This is a genomic window from Streptomyces sp. NPDC104307 (genome assembly GCF_055584045.1).
The window spans coordinates 1185433-1205939 of the sequence record NZ_JBVJMU010000001.1 but is presented as its reverse complement, the minus strand read 5'-3'; the positions used below and the strand labels follow the sequence as shown (position 1 = coordinate 1205939).

Annotated in this window: 12 protein-coding genes; 1 reads left to right on the top strand and 11 read right to left on the bottom strand. The window is 70.2% G+C overall.

Going from position 1 to position 20507, the window contains the following annotated elements; translation table 11 throughout:
* Positions 1 to 44: 44 nt before the first annotated feature.
* Together ACZ601_RS04910 and ACZ601_RS04905 are read right to left on the bottom strand one after the other, a co-directional pair.
* A complete protein-coding gene (locus ACZ601_RS04910) occupies positions 45 to 1940 on the bottom strand; it encodes an alkyl/aryl-sulfatase (RefSeq protein ID WP_469533003.1) in 1896 nt (631 codons plus the stop codon).
* A 177-nt stretch (positions 1941 to 2117) separates the two neighbouring features.
* Positions 2118 to 4919, bottom strand: a complete 2802-nt coding sequence (locus ACZ601_RS04905; RefSeq protein WP_469533000.1) for a M4 family metallopeptidase — start codon at positions 4917 to 4919, stop codon at positions 2118 to 2120.
* Between the two features lie 202 nt (positions 4920 to 5121).
* Here ACZ601_RS04905 and ACZ601_RS04900 point away from each other — a divergent pair, with 202 nt between their 5' ends.
* Positions 5122 to 6135, top strand: a complete 1014-nt coding sequence (locus ACZ601_RS04900) for a LuxR family transcriptional regulator (RefSeq protein ID WP_469532998.1) — start codon at positions 5122 to 5124, stop codon at positions 6133 to 6135.
* 18 nt (positions 6136 to 6153) lie between these two features.
* On the opposite strand, the gene ACZ601_RS04895 is transcribed toward ACZ601_RS04900, so the two are convergent.
* The 9 genes from ACZ601_RS04895 to ACZ601_RS04855 form a co-directional block, all read right to left on the bottom strand.
* Complete coding sequence (locus ACZ601_RS04895; RefSeq protein WP_469532995.1) at positions 6154 to 7044, bottom strand: hypothetical protein; 891 nt, start codon at positions 7042 to 7044, stop codon at positions 6154 to 6156.
* A complete protein-coding gene (locus ACZ601_RS04890) occupies positions 7041 to 8405 on the bottom strand; it encodes a CHAT domain-containing protein (protein WP_469532992.1) in 1365 nt (454 codons plus the stop codon). The genes ACZ601_RS04895 and ACZ601_RS04890 overlap by 4 nt, the downstream gene beginning before the upstream one ends.
* Before the next feature lie 3 nt (positions 8406 to 8408).
* Entirely contained in the window at positions 8409 to 12008 is a 3600-nt protein-coding gene (locus tag ACZ601_RS04885) for a nucleotide-binding protein (RefSeq protein WP_469532990.1), read from the bottom strand.
* A 167-nt stretch (positions 12009 to 12175) separates the two neighbouring features.
* Entirely contained in the window at positions 12176 to 13045 is an 870-nt protein-coding gene (locus tag ACZ601_RS04880; protein WP_469532987.1) for a fumarylacetoacetate hydrolase family protein, read from the bottom strand.
* Between the two features lie 117 nt (positions 13046 to 13162).
* Entirely contained in the window at positions 13163 to 14305 is a 1143-nt protein-coding gene (locus tag ACZ601_RS04875) for a DUF3500 domain-containing protein (protein WP_469532985.1), read from the bottom strand.
* A gap of 65 nt (positions 14306 to 14370) precedes the next feature.
* Complete coding sequence (gene mhpA, locus ACZ601_RS04870; protein ID WP_469532982.1) at positions 14371 to 16008, bottom strand: bifunctional 3-(3-hydroxy-phenyl)propionate/3-hydroxycinnamic acid hydroxylase MhpA; 1638 nt, start codon at positions 16006 to 16008, stop codon at positions 14371 to 14373.
* Between the two features lie 274 nt (positions 16009 to 16282).
* Positions 16283 to 17464 carry an acyl-CoA dehydrogenase family protein gene (locus tag ACZ601_RS04865; RefSeq protein ID WP_469532979.1) on the bottom strand — a complete coding sequence of 394 codons (1182 nt, stop codon included), beginning with the start codon at positions 17462 to 17464 and terminating at the stop codon, positions 16283 to 16285.
* Between the two features lie 156 nt (positions 17465 to 17620).
* Positions 17621 to 18172, bottom strand: coding sequence for a nuclear transport factor 2 family protein (locus tag ACZ601_RS04860; RefSeq protein ID WP_469532976.1), 552 nt, complete (start codon positions 18170 to 18172; stop codon positions 17621 to 17623).
* A gap of 58 nt (positions 18173 to 18230) precedes the next feature.
* The gene (locus tag ACZ601_RS04855; RefSeq protein ID WP_469532973.1) at positions 18231 to 20501 is read right to left on the bottom strand and encodes a CocE/NonD family hydrolase; all 2271 of its coding nucleotides are present in this window, start codon (positions 20499 to 20501) and stop codon (positions 18231 to 18233) included.
* Positions 20502 to 20507 lie beyond the last annotated feature (6 nt).

The following is a 20507-nucleotide window of genomic DNA, read 5'->3' as shown; positions in this document are numbered from 1 at the left end:
CCCCTCGGGGGCTCGGTCCACCCACGGTCCGCAACGGGCGGTGCTCAGGGAGTGACGATGGTGAAGTCCGGGTCCGGGGAACCGAGATGGCCGAGGAGTTCGGTGATCCTCGCCGCGTCACCGGTGATGGTGGCCCGTCCCGGGAGTTCCGACGGGGGGAGGCTGCCCAGCAGGACGTCGCGCAGAGCGGCCTCGTCCAGAGCCACCTCCACGTCCGGTGCATGGGCCGCGGGGCCGGTGCCGGTGACGTGGGTGAGCACACCGTTGTGCAGCCGCAGCGTCACGGGCTCCCCGCCCGCCACGTTCCAGCGCACGGTGATGTCCGCGTCCCAGCTGCGAGGACCGTCGACCCGGATGGACAGCGCGTCGAAGAGCTGGTCCAGCGAGAGGACCCTGAGGAAGTCCGGGGACGCGGTGACGGTCGGCGACCCGACCGGGCCCCGCCGCAGCTCCAGCGCGCCCGTCAGGAAGAAGTTGCGCCAGGTGCCGTTCTCACTGCCGTACCCCAGTTGCTCCAGCGCGTCCGCCTGCAGAGCGAGGGCCTCCGCATGGGTCGGGTCCGCGAAGACGACGTGGTTCACGACCTGCGCGACCCAGCGGAAGTCGCCCGCGTCGAAGGCCTCGCGTGCCCGGCGCACCACCTCGTCCGCGCCGCCCATGAAGTCGACATACCGCTTCGACGCCTCGACGGGCGGGTGTTCCCACAGGTGGGCCGGGTTTCCGTCGAACCAGCCCATGTACCGCTGGTAGACGGCCTTGGTGTTGTGGCTGACGGAGCCGTAGTAGCCGTGGGTGTGCCAGGCCCGCTCCAGCGCCGGAGGCATTTCGATGGTCTCGGCGATCTCCAGCGGCGTCATTCCCTGGTTGATCATCCGAAGCGTCTGGTCGTGCAGATAGGCGTACAGGTCGCGCTGTTCGGAGAGGAATCGCCGGGCCTTCTCCCGCCCCCACACGGGCCAGTGGTGGGAGGCGAAGGCGACGTCGGTGGAGTCCCCGAACAGGGTGATCGCCTCGGTCAGATACTGGGCCCAGACCCGCGGGTCACGGACTTCCGCGCCCCGGAGGGTCAGCAGGTTGTGCAGGTTGTGGGTCGCGTTCTCGGCGAGGCACAGCGCCGCGTGGTCGGGGAAGTGGATGTTCAGCTCGGACGGGGCCTCGGTACCGGGGGTGAGCTGGAAGACCATGCGGATGCCGTCGACGGTCTCCGTCTGCCCGGTACGGGTGATGTCGAGCGTCGGCGGGATCAGACCGACCGATCCCGTCGAGGTCGTCTGCCCCAGACCCGCGCCGATCTGCCCCTGCGGGCCGTTGGGCAGGGCGGCCCCGTACATATAGGCGGCGCGGCGTGCCATCGCCGTGCCCGCGTACACGTTCTCGCTCACCGCGTGCTCCAGGAAGCCCTCCGGTGCGATCACCGGCACGCCTCCGGCGACCTCCTCCTCGGTGGTCACGCCCTTCACGCCACCGAAGTGGTCGACATGACTGTGCGTGTACAGCACCGCGGTGACCGGGCGGTCGCCGCGGTGGCTGCGGTAGAGCGCGAGGGCCGCGGCGGCGGTCTCGGACGAGATCAGCGGGTCGATCACCAGGACGCCGTGCTCGCCCTCCACCACCGTCATGTTCGACAGATCGAACCCGCGGATCTGGTAGACGCCCTCCACGACCTCGAACAGCCCGTGCTCGGAGACCAGACGGCTCTGCCGCCACAGGCTCGGATTGGCCGTGGGCGGGCAGTCCTGGGCCAGGAAGCCGTAGGCGTCGAGATCCCAGACGGCCGCGCCGTCGGCCCCGGCGATCTCGCCGCTCTGTGCCGTTCCCATGAACCCGCGCCGGGCGTCGTCCATGTCCTGGGTGTCGTCGAACGGGAACCGGCGCAGAACATCCTCGTTGGCCCGGCTGATCGAGGACTGGGCCGGTTTGGACTGCGGGTTCCCGGACATGGTGCGCTCCCTCGCGGCGGACTGAGGCACCCGTCGGCTGCCCTGCCCGCCAGCGTTGCCGTTGCGCCGGTCCGCTGCCAGCAGGGCTGCTCCGAACGGCTTACGCGCGGGGACACGGGCAGAGGCGGCCGGGCTCCCCAAAGCCCGGCCGCCTCTGCCCTCGGTGTCAGTTCCCGGTCAGCAGCGGCCCGCCGGGCGGTCGCGCTTCACGAGGTTCGTGTATCCGGTGGTGCCGTCCAGCCACAGCACGCGCCGGCCCTCGTCGGCCACGCCGAACGCCTGCTCGCCACGGTTGCAGGACATCCGCTGCGGGCCGCCCTTGCCGTCGGGCGCGACCTGGTAGAGCTTCGCCATCGTGTCGTTGGCCCACCAGGTGGCCGGCGGGGTCGACGTGATGGAGACCGCGTCGTCCGAGGCCGTCAGGGAGTAGGCGTAGAGGGAGCCTTCGCCCGCCTCCGGGGTGACGGTGACCGGGTTCGAGCCGTCGATGTTCGCGCGGCGCACGGCGGCCTGGCCGGTGTCGGTGACGTCATCGTCCTCGATCCAGAAGACACCGTCGTCGGTGATCGCGGTCTGGCCGATGCCCCATGCGCTGTCGGCGACGGGCATCGCCGTCTTGGCGCCGGTCGCTCCGTCGAAGACCTCGACGCCGACCTTGCCGTCGCCGTTCGCGTCAGGGGCCACCTTGGCGTACGCGATCTTGCCGTCCTTGACGGACGGCAGACCCGAGACGTTGCTCGGCCGGCCGTCGTCGACCAGGCCGACCTCGCCGGTCTTCATGTTGACGTACCGGACGTTCGTGACCCCGTACTGCGGATTGAGGGCGGTGTACGCGACGTAGTCGCCGTCCACGACGAGGCCGCTGACGTTACTGCCGATGCTGTCGATCACCTTGGCGGGGCCGCCCTTGACGGGGCGCGCCATGATCTTGATGCCCGTGCTGCTGTAGTCGGCCCACACCACCGTCTTGCCGTCGGTGTTCGCGTAGACGTTGAAGTCGCCGTTGTTGGCGCTCATCAGCTGCGGCTGACCCTTGCCGGACGTGTTGCCCAGCCACACCGAGTACGGCTCGCTGCCGTCCTCGTTGGAGTTGGAGACGGCGTACTTGCCGCCGCCCGCGCCCACGCCGGTACCGGCCACGTTGACCTTGTTCAGGATCGTGTCGGTGTCGACGCCGAGGGCCTTCTCCCAGCCCGGGACGATGCCGTGCGCGTCGAACGACCGCTTCACGGTGTTCAGCTGGGCCTTCGTGGCGCCCAGCTCCTGCGCGGCGGCGATGACCGCGGCGCGGCCCTCGGTGAAGCCGTCCAGCGGCGTCATGTACGCGGACAGCGCACGGTAGACGATCTTGTCGGCGAGGTCGCTGCCGAGGTCCTCGCGCATGTCCCACAGGGCGCCGGAGAAGATCGTGGAGTTGAGGTGCACCCCGCCGTTGTCACCGCCGTAGGTGGCGCCGATGAAGTTCTTCGACGTGGTGGCACCGTCGTTGAGGTCGCGCAGGGCGCACTCGCGCGGGCCCAGCGTGGTGCAGAGGTCCTCACCGAGGAGACCGGCATCCGGGTCGTCCATGGAGACGTTGTTCGCCTCCAGGTCGATGGCGTTGCCGAAGTAGTCCGCGAGCGCCTCGTTCATGGCGCCGGACTGGCCCGCGTAGACCAGGTTCGCGGTGTGCTCGACGACGCCGTGCGTCATCTCGTGGCCGACGACATCGGTGTCCGCGGAGAAGGTGCGGTAGTCACCGCCGCCCTTGCCGTACACCATCTTGGCGCCGTCCCAGAAGGCGTTGTCGTACGGCTGGCCGTTCTGCACCACTCCGACCAGGGAGTAGATGGCCCCGTCCTTGCCGTCGAGGCTGTTCCGGTCGAAGTGGTTCTTGTAGTAGTCGTAGACCTTGCCGGCCGCCCAGTGGGCGTCGATCGCACCGGAGTCGGTGAAGTCCGCACCGAGCTCGGGCGTCGTCGACTGGAACGTCTTGATGCCGCTGGGCCAGTGGTCGGGACCGGAGGCGGACGCGACCTCGTGGCCACGGGCGTCGTACGTCTGCAGCATGGGGCCCTGGTACGGCGAGTCGGCGGCCCGCTTGCTGTAGTCGATCATCTCGTAGACGCCCTTGATGTTCCTGTACAGGTTCACCTCCGTCTTCTCACCGTTGTAGCGGGCGCCGGTGCCCTTGACGACGAGCTCGTCGGCTGAGGCGGGGGAGGCCTCGGGGGTCGTGCCCGTCGGGCCGGCGGCGGCAGGGGTGGCGGTGTCCGTCGCGCCGAACGTCTTGATGTCGCTGTACTGCATCACCGGGAAGCCGGAGTGCGCGTCGATGTACACCTGCTGCTTCACCGGCTGCCCGTCGACCGGGCTGATGCCGGTGACGGTGATCTGCCGGGTGAGGACGCCGGCGCCCTGCGGGAGGATCGTGACGCCCTCGGCCGTGCCGGTGAGCTTCTGCTCCTTGGCCGGGGCGTGGAGCAGCCCGCCGCCCAGCTGGGTGGAGACGGCACCGATCGCACGCTCGATCGCGGTCTTCTCGGAGATCTTCGGCGTCACCGTGGACAGCTTGAGCTTGGTGAAGTAGTTGCCGGACGTGCCGGTGACGGTGCGCTTGCCGTCCTTCTTGGCCATCCGGACCAGGTACTGGCCGCCCAGGACCTGGACGCCCTGGTACTTCTGCTGGAGGCGGACCGTCTCCTTGCCGCCCTTGTCGGTCGTGGTCCCGGCCGAGACCAGGTCCTTCGCCGAGGTGTCCGCGATGTGGTAGCGGCTCTTCCTGGCCTTGAGGTGGCCACGGGCGGCGTCGGCCGCGGTGCCGGTGGCGGCCACTTCCTCGTTCAGTCCGGTGACGAGCGACGGAGTCTCGGTCTCGGCGCCCGGCGTCACCTCGGACGCGGTGGACGCGGTGGCGGTGTCCGCGTGGGCGGCCGGTATCGCCGTCACCAGCAGGCCTGCGGCGGCCAGCACCGCGGCTATGCCCTGACCGACGAGCATGCTGCCGGATCCCTGTCCTGGTCTGGCTGATCTCTTGCGTGCTGAACTCCGCACGGTGCCCCTCCGGTGCCATCACTGCATGAACGGATAACGGATAGGGACATGCAAGTACCGGGACAGTGGTGTGAACAATGCGTTCCGGGTGCGCACTTGTGGACGTCCACACTTGTGTGGCCTGCATTGACAGGCGAGAATTCAGCCAGTGGGGCTGACTGGGTGGGACACGCAATGGCAGGCGCTCGGACTCGGAACGGACGAACTCCGGGTGTACGAAGCGCTGCTCGACGCCCCCGGACACGCCTCCCGCACAGCCCTCGCCCAGTCCCTGGGACTGAGCGCCCGCCGGGTCACCAACGCGCTCGACCGGCTGGCGGAGCACAGCTTCACCCACCCGGCCAGAGGCACGGCCGGACTGCCCCTCGCGGTGGCCCCGTCCACCGCCCTGCGCAATCTGATCCACCTGCGGCAGGCTGAACTCCTGCACAAGTCAGCAGAGTTGGAGGAGCTCACCGGCTCCGTCGACCGGATCGCGGCCCAGCTCCTGAGCTCCGTGAACACCCCCCGCTCCACCGGCATCGAGACGATCCGGGGCGCGGCCGCGATCGGCGCCCGGGTGGCCTCGCTGCTGGTCTCGGCCACCGAGGAGGTCGCACTCCTGGACCGGCCGCCCTACGCGGCCAGCCGGCCGGACGGGATGCCCGCGCCCCTGGACGTGGCCGAACCGGTCCGGCGCGGGGTGCGGGTGCGCGTCGCCGTGGACCGCGAGGGGCTCAGCTTCCAGGGGCGCGCCCGGGGCCTGGGCGAACTGGCCGTGCAGGGCGTGCGGATACGGGTGGGCACGGATCTGCCGACGAAACTGATCACGGTGGACCGGCGGGTGACACTGCTGCCGCCGACCGACGCGGCGGACCCGACGGCCTCGGCCCTGGTGGTCAGCGACGCGCTGCTGAGCAACGCGCTGGTCCCGCTGTTCGAGTCGGTCTGGGAGCGGTCCGTCCCCATCGGGTCCGTCACGCACGACCGGATCACGGACGAGGACCGGGAACTGCTGACCATGCTCGCCTCCGGCCTGAAGGACGAGGCGATGGCCCGGCGCCTCGACATCCACGTACACACGGTCCGCCGCCGCATCACCCGGCTGATGCAGGCCCTGAACGCGGAGACCCGCTTCCAGGCCGGGGTACAGGCGGCGCTGCGGGGGTGGCTGACGGCGTGAGCGCGGCCCCATGTGAGGTCATCGCGACAGCGCCGCCACGCTCAGCAGCAGATGCGCCGACTCGGGATGGTCGAAGTCGGAGTGCGCTCCGGCCGGGGCCAGTCGGGTGCGGGCGGAGCCGCGGAAGCGGCCGCTGGCGTCCACGTTGACCAGCCGGTGATCCAGCGCCGAGAGCCCGTACGGCTCGTGCACCGGCAGCAGCCGGGTGTGGAACTGGGGGACCGGCGCGGTACCGGCTCCCGAGTGCCCGATGCCCGCGGAGCCCTCCGCGCGCAGATGCCAGAAGCCGGTGGCCCGGTCCCAGCGGGAGTGGGTCAGCACCAGCGGTCCGCGCAGCGGGGCGTGGACCTTCGCACCGGACGGGAACAGGGCGGGGAAGAGACGGTCGAACGCGTCCCGGGGCGCCGCCATCTGGAAGACGACCATGCTGTCCACGGTGAAGGGGCGCCCCGGTGACGTGGGCGTGCTCCACCCCAGCACCCGCGGCGCTTCCGGTGCCGCCGCCCACTGCACGGCCTCGCACAGGAACCGGCCGCCGAACGAGTGGCCCACGAGGTGCAGGTACTGGCCGTTGCGGTTGGTCAGGACCGGGGCGGAGGCCGGGTCGGGGCGCTGGGCGTCGAGGTAGCCGAGAAGGTGGGCGAGCACATGGGGCGCATGGCCCTGACCGGGTGCGCTCATCGCATGGGCCCGGTCGCGGATCCTGCGGTAGCCGCCGAGCGAGGGCAGGCTGGACGACGGCCAGCGCACGACCACGACCCCGGGCCGGTATCCCCGGGCCAGCTGCGGATAGCGGTCCGGGTGTGCGGCGGCCAGCTCCCGGGCCCGGGTGAGCAGGGCCGTCGCGCGCCGCTGCGCGACGGCCGGTGCGGTCTGCCAGCCATGCACGTAGACGTAGAGATCCGTCACCCGGTCCGGGGTGCGGACGTGCTCGGCGAGGTGCTCGGCGATCCGGTTACCTGGGACGGCATGACGACCGCCGGGCGCGCTGAGCCGTCCCCGTTCGTCGAGGTCAACGGTGATGAGGTGCACGGTCGGATCTCCAGGAGGCTGTCAATGCCGCAGTACAGCAGGTAGGCGAGGGCGAGCGGGTTGTGCAGCTCGTCGAGGAAGTGGCGGACCAGGGCGCGGCAGATCTCACCCGCGGTCTGCGTTCCGCTCAGATACCGGTCGAGGAAGGCGTGCGCGTACTCCGAGGCGAAGATCTGGGGAATCTCGATCTGCGGACCCAGCACCCCGGCCGCGCCGTGCTCGACGAAGGCCCTGCCGAGGTATTCCAGTTCGGCCGTCGCCGTCGGCACCCCGGCGTGGCAGGCGTTGAGCACCACGAACGGGCGGAAGACCGAATCCCGCGAGGTGCGGAACTCCTCGCGGTGCTGGTGGACCAGGTCCGCGTCGATGACCTTGTTGTCCGAGAGCCTGATCCCCACCGTGCGGTGGGCGCCGTACTCCTCGAAGGCGCCGTGGCACCAGAAGTACATCAGGTCCTCGTCGAACTCGGCGCCCGAGAGCGACTTGAGGAGCTCGTCCGCGTGGGTGCGTACCGTCAGCTCGGAGCGCGCACCGAGCAGTCCCGCCACATCCTCCGAGCGCCCCACGCCGTTGAGCGCCAGGTCGGCGTTGAGGCTGGTGACCGGGAGGGGCCGGACGGCCGGAGGGTGGAAGGGGGCGTACGAGGCGCCGGTCTGCTCGATCTCGTGCCGGTGGCCCAGGAACGCGGGCGTCCCCGTCTCACCGGCCCGCACCGCGAGCATCGGCCAGGGCACGGAGAGGTCGGAGTCGAAGCTGATGCGCAGGCCCTCCTGGCTCAGCTCCCCGAGCAGGAACTCACGGAACCTCACCAGATCGCTGTCCGTTCCCGCGAGGATCCGGTTGAGCGTGTAGGCCCCGGCATCGGCCAGTTCCTCGATCACCGGGACGACCGTGCTCCGGCAGGACCTGAGGTCGTGGCCGGCGGCGAAGGGGAACGGCGGACCGGACGGCATTCCGTCGGCGTCCAGCGGCTGGTGGCGGACGAACGCCTGCCACCGGCCCCGCAGCCGGTCGGCCTGATCGCGGATCGCGGTGCCGGAGGCCTGGAGACCGGCCCGGTGGACGCGGGTGCGCGGGGCACGCTTGCCGTGCGGGAGCGCGATCACCTCGACCCGGTCGTCGGCCCCCACGGACAGCACGACGGAGAGGTCGAGCGGGCGCTGCCCATGGTCCCCGGGCCACTGGGTGAGGTCGTCCGAAGGGTTGTGGAGGACCTCGGAACGCAGTTCGCGCGCCATCGTTCAGGACCTCCCGAGCGGTTCCGGTACCGCCACCGGGAGCGTCGCCTCGATCACCTGCAACACCTTGCCGCACTCGGGGTCGTACACCCGGAAGCGCAGCCGGTGATCGCCCGGTTCCCAGGCCGTGAACGTGAACCGCGCGGGCTGCTCGTCGTCCGTCGCACAGGACACCGAGGACGGTTCCAGCGTCGCGGAGGAGTGTGACGTGGCGACCACGAGCACGGACACCGGCGCCGTCCTGTCGAGCTCCGCGTGCCGGGGGTCGGTGACGGCCAGCGTGAACTCGACGGTGGCCGGCGTCCCGATGCGTACGACGTCGTCGGCCAGGGTCAGCCGCGCCCGCCGCGGCGGCCGGGCCGGCGTGGGTGCGGAGGGGGCGGCCGGCGCGGGCGGAGGTGCCGGTGCGGGCGGTACGGCAGGCCCGTCCCGATGACCGGCCTGTTCCCCGGACTGCTCAAGGGGCCGCTCCCCGGTCCGGTCCACCGGCGCGCGTGGGAGGGTTTCCGAGACGAGTGCGGCCAGTTCGGCGTAGGCGCGGCGGGTGTCCGTCCGCAGCTGGGCCAGGTCGATGTCGGCTCCGGTGGCGAGGTGCTCGTCGAAGGGGACGGTGACGACGCCCCGGCAGCGGCCGGCGAAGTGCTCGATGATGCGGTCGGTCCTGACCAGGGTGGAGCCGGGGTGCACCGCGGAGAGGACCACGAGGGCGCGCCGTGCCAGCTCTGCGTGACCGTGCCGGGAGAGCCAGTCCAGGGTGACGTCGGCGACGGCGGCGCCGTCCACGCTCGCCGTGGCGACCACCACCAACTGGTCCGTGAGCGCCAGCACTCCACGCATGGCCTCCTGCATCAGCCCGGTGCCGGAGTCGGTGACGATGAGGGGGTAGGCACGGCTCAGCGCATCGACGACCCGGTGGTACTGCTGGGCACCGAACGGTGTGGAGAGCGCGGGCGTGACGTCGTGGGCGAGGATCTCCAGCCCGTTCGGGCCGGTCGCGGTGAACCTGCGGATGGCGTCGTGGCCGTCCGCGTCGGGCAGGGCGGCGAGCAGATCCAGCACCGTGAAGTCGTTCTCCCGGCGCACCCGGCGGCCGAGCGTGCCGCCCTCGGGCGAGGCGTCGACGGCGATCACCGGATCGTCGCGCTGACCGGCCAGCGTCGCGCCGAGCGCCGCCGCCGTGGTGGTCTTGCCCGTACCGCCCTTCAGACTGATCACCGAGACGCGGTGGCTGCCGGAGAGCGGGGAGCCGGATTCCGCGACGGCCCGGGGCCCCTCGGCGGCCGGTCCACCGCGCCGGGGCAGCAGACGGCGCAGCCGGGCGAGCGGCCGGGGCTCCAGCAGCAACTGCTCCGCGGAGAGCGCGGTGCGATCCGTCCACCGGGTACTGCCGTGGTGCGCCGGAGGCGCCCAGGGAGCCGGTTCGAGCTGGTCGGGGCGTGGTCCCGTGGTGGCCGGGACACGGGCGGCCGCAGCCATGTCGGCTGCCCTGTTCCGCCACTCGGTCAGCTGGTCGCGGATCTCCAGTACGGACGGGTGGTTCGCCTCGAAGGCCCGCACCATGTCGTCGAGGAGTTCCGCGTACGCCACCGCCGCTCCCGCAGCGTCCCCTGCCTGGCCCCGCCAGAGCGCGATGTTGTGGCGGGTGAGGAGCGTGTCGGGGTGCGTGGGACCGAGGACGGGCAGCCGGTCGGCCAGCAGTTCGGTGTACGCCGTCGCGGCTCTGCCCGGATCGCCCGCGATGCCCTGCCAGCGCGCGAGGTTGTCCCGGACGGTGAACACATCCGGGCTGTCCGGACCGAGGACCCGTTCCAGGTCGCCGAGGAGGTCTCGGTAGGCGGCGACGGCACCGGCCGCGTCCTGCGAGGCGCCGCGCACCCGCGCCCGGTATCCGCGCGCGGCGAGGGTGTCCGGGTGGTCGGGTCCGAAGCGCTGGTCCAGCCGGGCGTACAGCCAGTCCCAGCGGGTCCGGGCCGCCCGGATCAGCCCGGCGTCTATGAGGTTGCGTCCCACCTGGAAGAGCAGCGGATGGCAGTGCGACCGCCACAGGGCTTCCCCGGCGTGCCCGGTCAACAGGTCCGCCCCCGCCCGCAGCGCCCGGCAGAGGGCGGACTGGGGCCGGTCCGACGCCGAGCGCCACACCGCTCGCAGCGCCTCGGCGGCGCTCAGGGCCAGGGCGTCCCGGCTCGCGACGGGCACCGCTCTGCGCACGGCCGTCTGCACCAGGGTGCTCAGCCGCACGGACGGATGCGCCATGTCGCTCTCCAGCTCCACCAGGCGCAGCCGGCGCAGGACGTCGAGGGTGTCCAGCACCTCCCCGGCCTGGACGGACGGGGGCGTCTGTGCCGCCTGCTGTCCGCCCCGGAGCGCGAGGTAGTACAGCGCGGGAGGACTGGTGAGCACCGCGATCGGCACCCCGCGCGGATCGAGTACGGAGGCCAGCTCCAGCAGGTGACGGGCCAGCCCCGCGCACTGCCGGTCCGCCGCCTCCACCGCCACCCACCAGCCGGCGGTGACCGCGTCACGGGTGGGCCCGGCGCCGCCGGGTCCGGCCAGCCGGGTGAGCCGGTCTCGGTAGGCGGCACAGGTCAGGCCGTCATGTGCCATGCAGGCGGCGGCCGTTGACAGCGCCGAGGGGTCCTGCCGTAGGTCGGCGGCGAGGGCCGCGATGTGGAGGGGGTCGTCCTGGCGGCCGTGGCCGAGGAGTTCGCGCATCAGCTGGTCGGCGGCCTCCTCGGGGAGGTAGGACCCGAGCTCGACGTGTCCGCTGCCGCCCGGCAGGGAGGTGGCGCGGCGGGCGGTGACCAGGACCCGGCCGTTGGGCCTGGCCGGCGGCCACATGCCGTGCAGGTCGGTGGTGTCCGGCACCCCGTCGAGCACCACGAGCCAGCGCCGGTCGGTCCAGCTCAACCAGGACCGGAACGCCTCCGCGGAGCGCTCCGGCTGCTCGTGGTCGTGCTCGGTGGTGGCCGCCGCGGCATCGGCGTAGCCGCAGATGAGCATGTCGACGCTCGCGGCGTTCACCCACACCACCATGTCGGCCGAACCGTCCCGCAGCGCGCGCCGGGCGATGTGGGCGGCCAGCTGTGTCTTGCCCGTCCCGGCGGGGCCGGCGAGTACCTGGATCGACGACGGGCCGTCGAGCAGGGCGGCCTCGGCCCGCCGCCGGAACGGCGTGGCCTCCGCCGGGATCCGCCCCACCAGGGACGCGGGCGCTCCGGTGCCGGCGTCGAGGCCGGGCGAGACCGCACCAGTGGCCGGGGTGCCCGACACCGTGGCGTACGTGTTCCGGCTCAGCTGCGCGAGGTGGAGCAACTGCATGGCGTGTTCGACGCGTTCGGCACCTGAGGTCTCCTCCAGCAGCAGCTCGAACCGCGTCTGCAGGGCGGCCTCCATCCTGACGCGCAGTTCGGGGTCGTAGGCCTGCCGTACGGCGGCCGCGCTCAGGTCCAGGCGCTTCAGATGCTCCAGTTCGGCCCGGAGATCACCCCTGCCGAGAAACCGCGCCGCCCAGCTGCGTACGAACAGCCACTGCTCGGTGGTGGTCGCTTCGGCAACCGAGGCGCCCGCCGCCTTCGCCGCGGAAAGGGAGGCGTCGTCAAGCATTCAGCACCCCCGCCCCCTTCGAGCCGTTCCGCCAACCACGCTGCTCTTATAGAAGCACAGCGGCCACGGCAGGCCGAGGGGTCGCGATCGCCTGCCGGCACGATGGGCCCCGGCCCGTGCGCCGGGAGGCGTTGACGAGCGAGAACGCGTGGTCGGTCATCTCGCTCTCACAGCGGCGCAGGGCCGGCCGAACGGCAGTGGTTACTGACCACGATGTTGCGCAGTACGCCCAGTCCCTCGACCTCGACTTCGACCGTGTCCCCCGGCTGCAGCAACTGCGGAGGCCTGCGGGCGTAGCCCACCCCCGACGGGGTGCCGGTCGCGAGGAGGTCTCCGGGGCGCAGGGACAGTGTGTGCGAGATCAGCGACAGCGTTTCCCCGACCCCGTAGATCATCTGATCGGTGCCGGCGTCCTGGACGGTCTCGCCGTTGACCCGCGTCCGCAGCCGCAAACCGTCCTTCAGGTCACCGACCTCCGCGGCCGGAACCAACGGGCCGATCGGTCCGGACCGGTCTCCGTTCTTCCCCAGGGACCACTGGGAGGTCAGCTTCTGCGCCTTGCGAGCGGTCAGATCGTTGAACGTGGAGTATCCGACGACCGCTCGCACGGCTTCCTCGGGGGATGCGTCGACGAGGGGGGAACCGACCCAGGCGGCGACCTCGCCCTCCCAGTCGAGCCCCTCCTCGTTGGAGGGCACGGGGACCTCGGCGCCGTCCACCGTGAGGGACTGCGTCCATCGCGCGAAGAGGGTCGGATAGGGGGGCAGTTCCTGGTCCCGGAAGCTGCCCTCCGCAGCGTGCTCCGAGTAGTTGAGTCCGATACAGAAGACACGAGCGTCTGGCAGTACTGGGGGGACCGGTTCGACAGCGCTGAGGGCAAGAGTCGGCCCGGCGGGAGGTTGCGCGAGATGCCCTGCCGGATCGGCCCAGAAGTCCGGGAGCGAGGCGATGACCGTGACTTGCTTCTGATCCTCGATCAGCGCTGCGACCTCCACGCCGCGGCTGTCGTGGAGTCGCTTGACGCCTATGATTCTCATCTGTATCCCTTTCTGATCCTCAGCTATGTGCGTTCGGCCTGGGAACCGTCTGTTACCGACCCCCTCGCTGACCGGCGCCCGGTCGACTCCCTGACCGGGCGCCGCTCAACTGCGGGTTCACCGGTCGACGGTGCCCTCGGGCAAGCCCGTGTGGTCATGTGCGAGGTGGTGCTGCATGAGCAGGTCCGCGCCGAAGTCGTTGGACGGGTCGCGCCAGACGCTGTGCACGTGGTTGGCGTTGTCCTCGGCGTTGTCGAATTCGACCAGAGTGACGGGACCCTGAATGCGGAAGTAGTGCGGATGTTCGATGGCCGTGCCGCCGGCCCAGGCGAAGCGCAGTTCCCCGACGCCGCCGGCGGCAGCGATGCGATCCATCTCGAAGCCGACCAGGCCGGGGCGGGCGCGCTCGACGAACAGGGCGAGCAGCTCGTCGAAGTGGGCGCGTTGGGCTGTCGAGAGGTCGGCGACGCGGACACCGCGAGGATGCGCACGGAAGTAGGCGAGAGCCTTGCGGTCGACATCGGTGATCATCGCGTCGCGACGGCCGACCCCGTGGTACGCGGGGTATTCGACTTCGCCGATGGACTCCACGGTGCGGGTGACGAAGTCCGCCGGCGGCTTGGAGTGGATGATCGCTTCGTCCCGCTGCGAGTCGGTGAGCCCGTCCAGCAGGACGAAGGCGGCGTCCTCCTCCTCTCCGAGGATCCGGAACGGGCCGAGCCGGGCCGGCTCTGCGCCGATCAGGAACGGGGTGGCGTTGACCAGGTCGCCGTCAACGACCGTGAGATTGACCGACAGGTGGTGCCCGACCAGGCGCCAACCCCAGGTGGTGTCCGGCTGCGGTTGGCCGAAGAAGGTGAGGTAGTAGCCGCGGGCGTCGCGGAGCGTGGCGGCGATGTGTCCGAACACGGGCAGATTGATCTCGCGCAGCACATGCTCGTTCGCCATCACCTGGATCACGCGCGCATACGCCGGAACCGACATCGACTCGGCGATGAGGCGGTGCGCGAGTACCTCCTGGTGGCGGTCGAGCTCTCCCAGAGCGAGGCCGTGACGGCCGGACTCGGGAAGGAAGTTCCAGTGCGTCCGGCTCGGATCCGTGGCGGGCAGCAGCACCCTGGTGCGTTGCTCGCCGGTCAGGCTGTCGAACAGGCCCATCGCCGCGAAGGTGACCGCGGTCGCGTCGAACGAGCCGTCCGGTCGCGGCCGATGGGCCTCGGGAAGCTCACCGTGGTGATGTGAATGTCGCGTCCCCGCCATGTCGTCATGCCCTTCTTCATCGGTTCCATCGGTTGCTCAGGATCTGTCGGTCGCCGGTCACAGATTTATGTGCGGCTTCGCCCGACCGGCGCGGGCAGAGGCCGAGGTGGCTGAAGCGTCCGGCGTAGTTGGGAGACGAAATCAGCGATGTCCGCGTGCTCTCCGGCCGCGAACACGTAGAAGTCCGGCCGCGCGAGCAGCGCTTCGCACGCGTGCTCCTCGAACCACCGCTCGTAGGCGCCGTCGAGATCCTCGATGGAACCCCGCCCCGACAGGCCGGCGACCACGCCGCCGATCTGCCGGAACCAGGACAGGTCCGCCCCGCCCAGGCACTCCGCGGGATTCCCGGCACGACTGATCAGCTGCCAGCCCTTGCCGACCACATCGTCGAACAGCCCTTCCCGCTCGCCGGCCCGGACCCGTCCCTGCGGTGCCAGCCGGCCTTCCGAACCGGTGCGTGTCATCGTCAACGACGGCTCGCCCAGGCGGGGGTGCGGAGGCTGGTGCGTATCGGCAAGCGGATCGCGTGACCGCTTCCTCATCTCGGCGTCGCGGGCAGCCGCCCTGACGGGGTCGAGCTCGCAGATGACGCGTCCGGCGGCCACCGCCTCGTCGATGATCTCCCGGACGTGGCCGCCGCGTTCCGGACCGTACGTGTCGAGCACGGCCGGAGTCGCCAGGCCCTGGTGCGTCATCGCCAGACGCCAGCTGAGGGCCCGCGCGTCACGCAGACCCGCGCAGAGCCCCTGACCGAGGAACGGTGGCATGAGATGGGCCGCGTCACCGGCGAGAAATACGTTTCCCTTGCGCCAGGCACGCGCCCAACGCCCACGGAACGTGTAGACGGCATGGCGTTCCAGCCTGGCCGTCTCCGGGGTCACCCCCCAGGGCTCCATGAGCCGCCAGGCCGTGTCGGCCCGGTTCAGCGCGTCGATGGCCATGTCCGCGCGGCGCATGAACTCGAAACGCCGCCGTCCGGGCCCACTGTTGACCGCGGTGGCGGGCTGCGCCGGGTCGCAGTACTGGGTGACGAAGGCGCTCCAGCTCTCCTCCACCCTCGGCCGGTAGTCCACCACCAGCCAATCGGCCTGAAATCCCGAATCTCCGACCTCGATGCCGAGCTCCGCTCGCACCGCGCTGTTGGCACCGTCGGCGCCGATGAGCCATCGCGCCCGAAGGTGCCTGACCTCGTCCGGCTGCTCCGTGCGGGATACCCGGACCGATACCCCCTCGTGCCCGTGTGCGTGCGCCAGGGACAGGAAGGTCCAGCCACGGTGAACGGTCACCCCCGGCGTCGCGGCGGCCAGGTTCTCCAATGCCGCTTCGAGGTCGGGCTGGTAGAACCCGTTGGTGTTCGCCCAGCCCGACTCGGCGGGCCTGTTCCAGTCGATGGCCTGCAGCAGCTCGCCCTCACCGTTGCGGAACTCGTACCCGCCGCGCTCGCCCCGGGAAGGTTCGAAGAGGTCTGCGTGGTCGCGCATGAGCCCCGCGGCCTGGAGAATCCTGAGGGCTTCGTGATCGATGGTGCACGCTCGGGGCAGCGGATACCGCGCGGCCCAACGCTCCACGACGGACACCCGCAGACCGGCCTGGCCAAGCAGGACCGCGGTCAGCAGACCGACGGGACCACCACCGATGATGACGCAGTCCACCGCCCGCCGAAGGTGTGCGGCCGGTTCGGGCTTCTTCGATGAGGTGGTCATGCCCCCGGTTCCTCCACCGTGTCGCTGTTCGCGGCAGGCGCGAACAGGGGATCGGTCGGCTCCATGGTGGGCGGTGGGTGGGGAAGGTTCACGTGCGAGCGCTCCGGTGATGTCGGGGTGGTACTGGACCGGGTGCGGTGAGCTCCGACGCCCGAGGGCAGGACCGTTTCGCGCTCTGCCGCCGATCGGCGGGGCTCGGAGCCAGGTACGGCACCACTGCGCTCGGGAGCGTCATCGTGTGTGCGCATTCTCAACGCCTTCCGGTTCCGGTTCCCTACGAGCGGCGTTCGAGCACGGTCGTGAACGTCGGTGCGGAGCCGGCCCCGCACAGTGCCCGTCCGAGGTTCTCCAGCCACGTGTCGATGGTGTGGGCCGCGTGCAGGCTGCCGGCGCGGCAGTTCCTGGCGATCAGCTGCAACGGCTGTCGCTTCGCGATCGCGGACGCCCCGGAGGAGTGGAAGAGCGTCTCGACGGCCGAGCTGCACGCGTCCCAGACATAGGCGACGTCGGTGTGGAACTGGAGGACCTGACGGTCGGTGGGATCCACTCCCTGACGTTCACACTCGTCCAGAGCGGCGATCGCGGCATCGGCCACCAGACCCGCGGCCCGGATCTGGCTGTGCGCCCGGCCGACGGTGAGATGGGTGATGGGGGCATCGGTCTGGTTCCCGTACGGCGAGTAGGGGATGGTGCGCTTCCCGAGCGTCCCGAGGAAGACCTCCATCGCATGGTCGGCCATGCCCAGCGCGGTACCCGTGCCCGTCACGAGTGAACGGGCGAGCCCGCCTCGCCGGGGCCCGAGTCCCCGCGCGGTGAGTTCGTCGATCCGCGAGGCGAGCAGGGCGGGAGTGCTGAACCGCTCGTCGGGTACGAAGAGCTCGCCGTCGGTCGCCACGGTCTGGCTGCCTGTGGCGGCGAGACCCATGGCTTCCCAGTCGTCCATGGCGACGAGCTCGCCCTTCGGAACGAGGACCATGCCGACCTTCGTGTCGTCGGTGGGGTCGCAGTACACAGCGAGATATCCGTGGGACGCGTGGACGCTCCCGGTCGCGAACGGCCACTTCCCCTCGACCATCCAGCCGCCATCCACGCGCCGCGCGGTTCCCGACATCCGGCGGCTCGATCCCCCCACCGCGAACGTGCGGTTCCCGGCCCAGGGAGATTCGTACACCGGTGCGACGACGTCGTCCGCGAAGGAGAAGCTCCACAGGTTTCCCCCTGCGGCCGCCCACACGACCCACGAGGTCGCTCCGCATCCCGCGCCGAGGGCGCGGTAGATGTCGTGCAGTTCGCGCGTGGTGAAGTCCGCGCCACCGTGGCGCTTCGGTGTGGTCAGGCTGAAGACGCCGGCCGCGTCCAGGCGCTCGATGTTCTCCTGCGGGATGCGGCGCTCTCGCTCCGCCACGGGCTGCTGGTCGCGAAGCCAGGGCCGCAGCTCGGTGATGCGTCCGACCATTTCTTCAGCCTGTGAAGGGTGTGCTTTCGAGTTGCTGCCCATGGTCTCGGTCCTCGCGATCTTCCAGTGGTGCGCGTCCGTGTGCGCCGGCTCGCCGTTCGGGCGGCAGCGGACCGGTCTCGGGAGAGGGGTGTCAGGGAGGGGCGTCAGGGCGGATCAGGAGGGCCAGGTGTCGCCCGCGGACGGCACTCCGCCGAATCCGGCGACCTGTCGCAGGGCCGGATCGGAGCCGTCCCGTCGGCCCGCGGAGGCGTCGGGGTGGTCGTCGAACCAGCCGTCCGCGGGGTACTTGTACATCCAGTCGACGAGAAGCCGGCGGCGGGCGATCAGCCACACGCCGTCACGCCGCTCGAAACGGTCGAGATAACGGGCCCAGAGCTTGACGCACTCACCCTTCCACTGGTGGCTCTCCGAGCCCTGATGGTCGGCCTGGAGATATGTCTCGACGTGGGCGGTGTCGGGGCCGTCGAATTCGACCAGACTGTTTCCGAGCATGTGCATGGTCCGTACGAAGCGCGGCATCTCACCGCTCAGGAATTCGATGAACCCGGACACGGGACCGATGTGCAGGCTCTCGGGGAACTGGACCCAGGCATCCTCGTGGAAGACGCTGCGCACGAGGTCCATGTCCACCCTGTCGAGGCCCCGGCAGTACCGGAGCAGAGCGTCGTGGATGTGGGCACGGGCGCTCAGTTCATCGATGTTCATGTTTTCCTCTCACTGAAGACGAATACCTCGGGCCATTCCCGCGAGGACCTGAACCGGCTCAGGAATTCTTCGCGGGCAGAACAGGAAGTTGCACATAGCTCGGATGGCTCGGGCCCGTGTGGATCGTGTTGTGCGCACCGTCGTGATAGGCCGGGTCGTAGGCGTGGCGCATTCCATGCCCGACGCCTGTGTACGGCTGGACATCGATACGGATGCGATGCCCCTTCCGCACCAGACCGGTATTCGGAATGATCTCTATCTCCACCGGCACGATCTCGCCGTCCTCAAGCGGGGCGTAGTCGTTCCGCAGGTGCGTGTGCTTCGGCCGGAAGTCCGTCGACCGCTCGGTGTCCAACGTGCGGTGCGAGGCCTTGAGCCATCCCTTGGCCAGCGGATAGAACCGGGTGGAGATGCCGGGAATCAGAGCAGGTCCACAGAAGTCGACCTCGCGGTTGTCGGCATCGAGCACGCGCACGGACACGTAGATGTCCATGTCCTCGCTCGTGCCGGCCACCCACAGCACCGCCGTGCTGTAACCGGCGAGCACCGTGTCCTCCTCCAGCGGCTCGCTGACGAACGTCGCACCCGGGCTGCACGGCGCGGTCATCACCGCGCCTTCACCGGTCGCCGGCGGGAAGCGGGGTACGGTCGGATCCACTTCGGCGGAGTAGGTCACGGACCGGTCGTCCGCCGGCATGGCCCGTACCAGCCGCAGGACGTTGTCGCAGGGCAGATCGAGGTCCGGACCGGACGGAGAGGCGTCGAGGTACCAGCGCACGTACTGCGTGCGCGCCACCGGCCACTCGTGCTCCTCCTGGAGGTAGGAGGCACCCCGTCCCGTTCGGATCTCCAGGCGGACCGGGGGCTTGTCCATGATCCCGTTGTCGATGCCCTTGAGCCAGTGGTCGAAGAAGGCCGCGTGGTCCTCGACCGCTGCGGTCGAGTAGGACTTCAGGAACCAGTCCTCCCAGAAGTCGATCTTCTTGTTCGGCGTGACGGTGTTCAGGTAGGTCTCGCTGCTGCCGAGCTGGTGGAAGTTGCCGGGATGCGTGGTCGCGGCGACCGTCCACAGAGGCACGGTCACCTCGCCCGGAGCGGGGCTCATCAGCACCTCGGACCGGGGCCCGAAGATCGCTGCCGGGTCCGAGTCCCTGAAGGGGTTGGCCCTGGCGATCCCCAGGAAGTCCTTGGCGTCGACCTCGCCGCAGATCGCCGGAACGATGCCGTGCTCGAACCATCCGGGGAAGAACTCCTCGTTGAGGATTCCCCCGGTGTACATGACCTCCTCGTAGAGGTCTGTGTCCGTGCCGATCGCGATCATGGCCCTCAGGTGCGGTGGATTGAGGCTGGCCACCGCGTGCTGACTCACCGCGTAGTACGACATGCCCCACAGGCCGACGTTGCCGTTCGACCAGGGTTGTGCCGCGGCCCACTCGATGGCGTCGTAGTACGCCTCCGCCTCGTCGATTCCCCAGATGCCAAGCGTTCCCGGGCTCTTGCCGGCGCCAGGACTGTCCACGCGAACGAGCGCGTAACCTCGCGGGATCCACGCCTCGGTATTGACGCTCTCGTGGTTCTCGTACTCGTACCCGTCCGGATTTCCACGGAAGTAGCGCTCTTCCATCGCCTCGTGGCGCTCGGCGTCCGCGTCGTTCGCGAGGGAATGATGGACGAAAGCCCTGCCGTAGACGCCGCAGTTCATGACGACAGGGACCGGCTCCGAGGTGTCCGGACGATAGATGTCCGCGTACACGAAGGAGCCGTTGCGCAACGGGATCCTGACATCGCGGAAGCGGCGGATTCCGAGGACGTTGCGCCGCACCTCGTTGCGTGCCGCCGACGCCGAAGCGAGCCGACGAGGTTCGGCGCCGGCGCGGATCTCCGTCTGATTGAGGTCGTCGATCAGTTTCGCGACGGTCGGATCGTCGGTGAACGCCTGGACGGGATCGACCGGTCCGCCCGGGAGCGACGTGAGTCCGTAGCGGAAGTCGACGGCCCGTCCGCCCACGAGGTCGTGTGCTTCCGGGGCGAGGTGAATTCCTTCGTCCGGGCTGTCGTTGCGATTGAGTGTGAGCAGGAAGCGGGCGATGTTCGTCAGCCCCGGATCGGACAGCTTGTCGATGTTGCCGTCGACCCGCGCGACGATGTCGGCGAGGGTGATCCGCTCCGCTCCGCGTGCCGCACCGACCGGAACCGCCCCGACCGAGAAAACGACGACCTCGCCGTCCCGGAACCCGAATGTGCCGTCATCGTCCGTGAAGCCCGAGTGGGTAGGGGTCTCGAACCGCAGTCCGACGACGGGTCCTGCGAATCTTCCTGTGCGCAGCATGGTTCT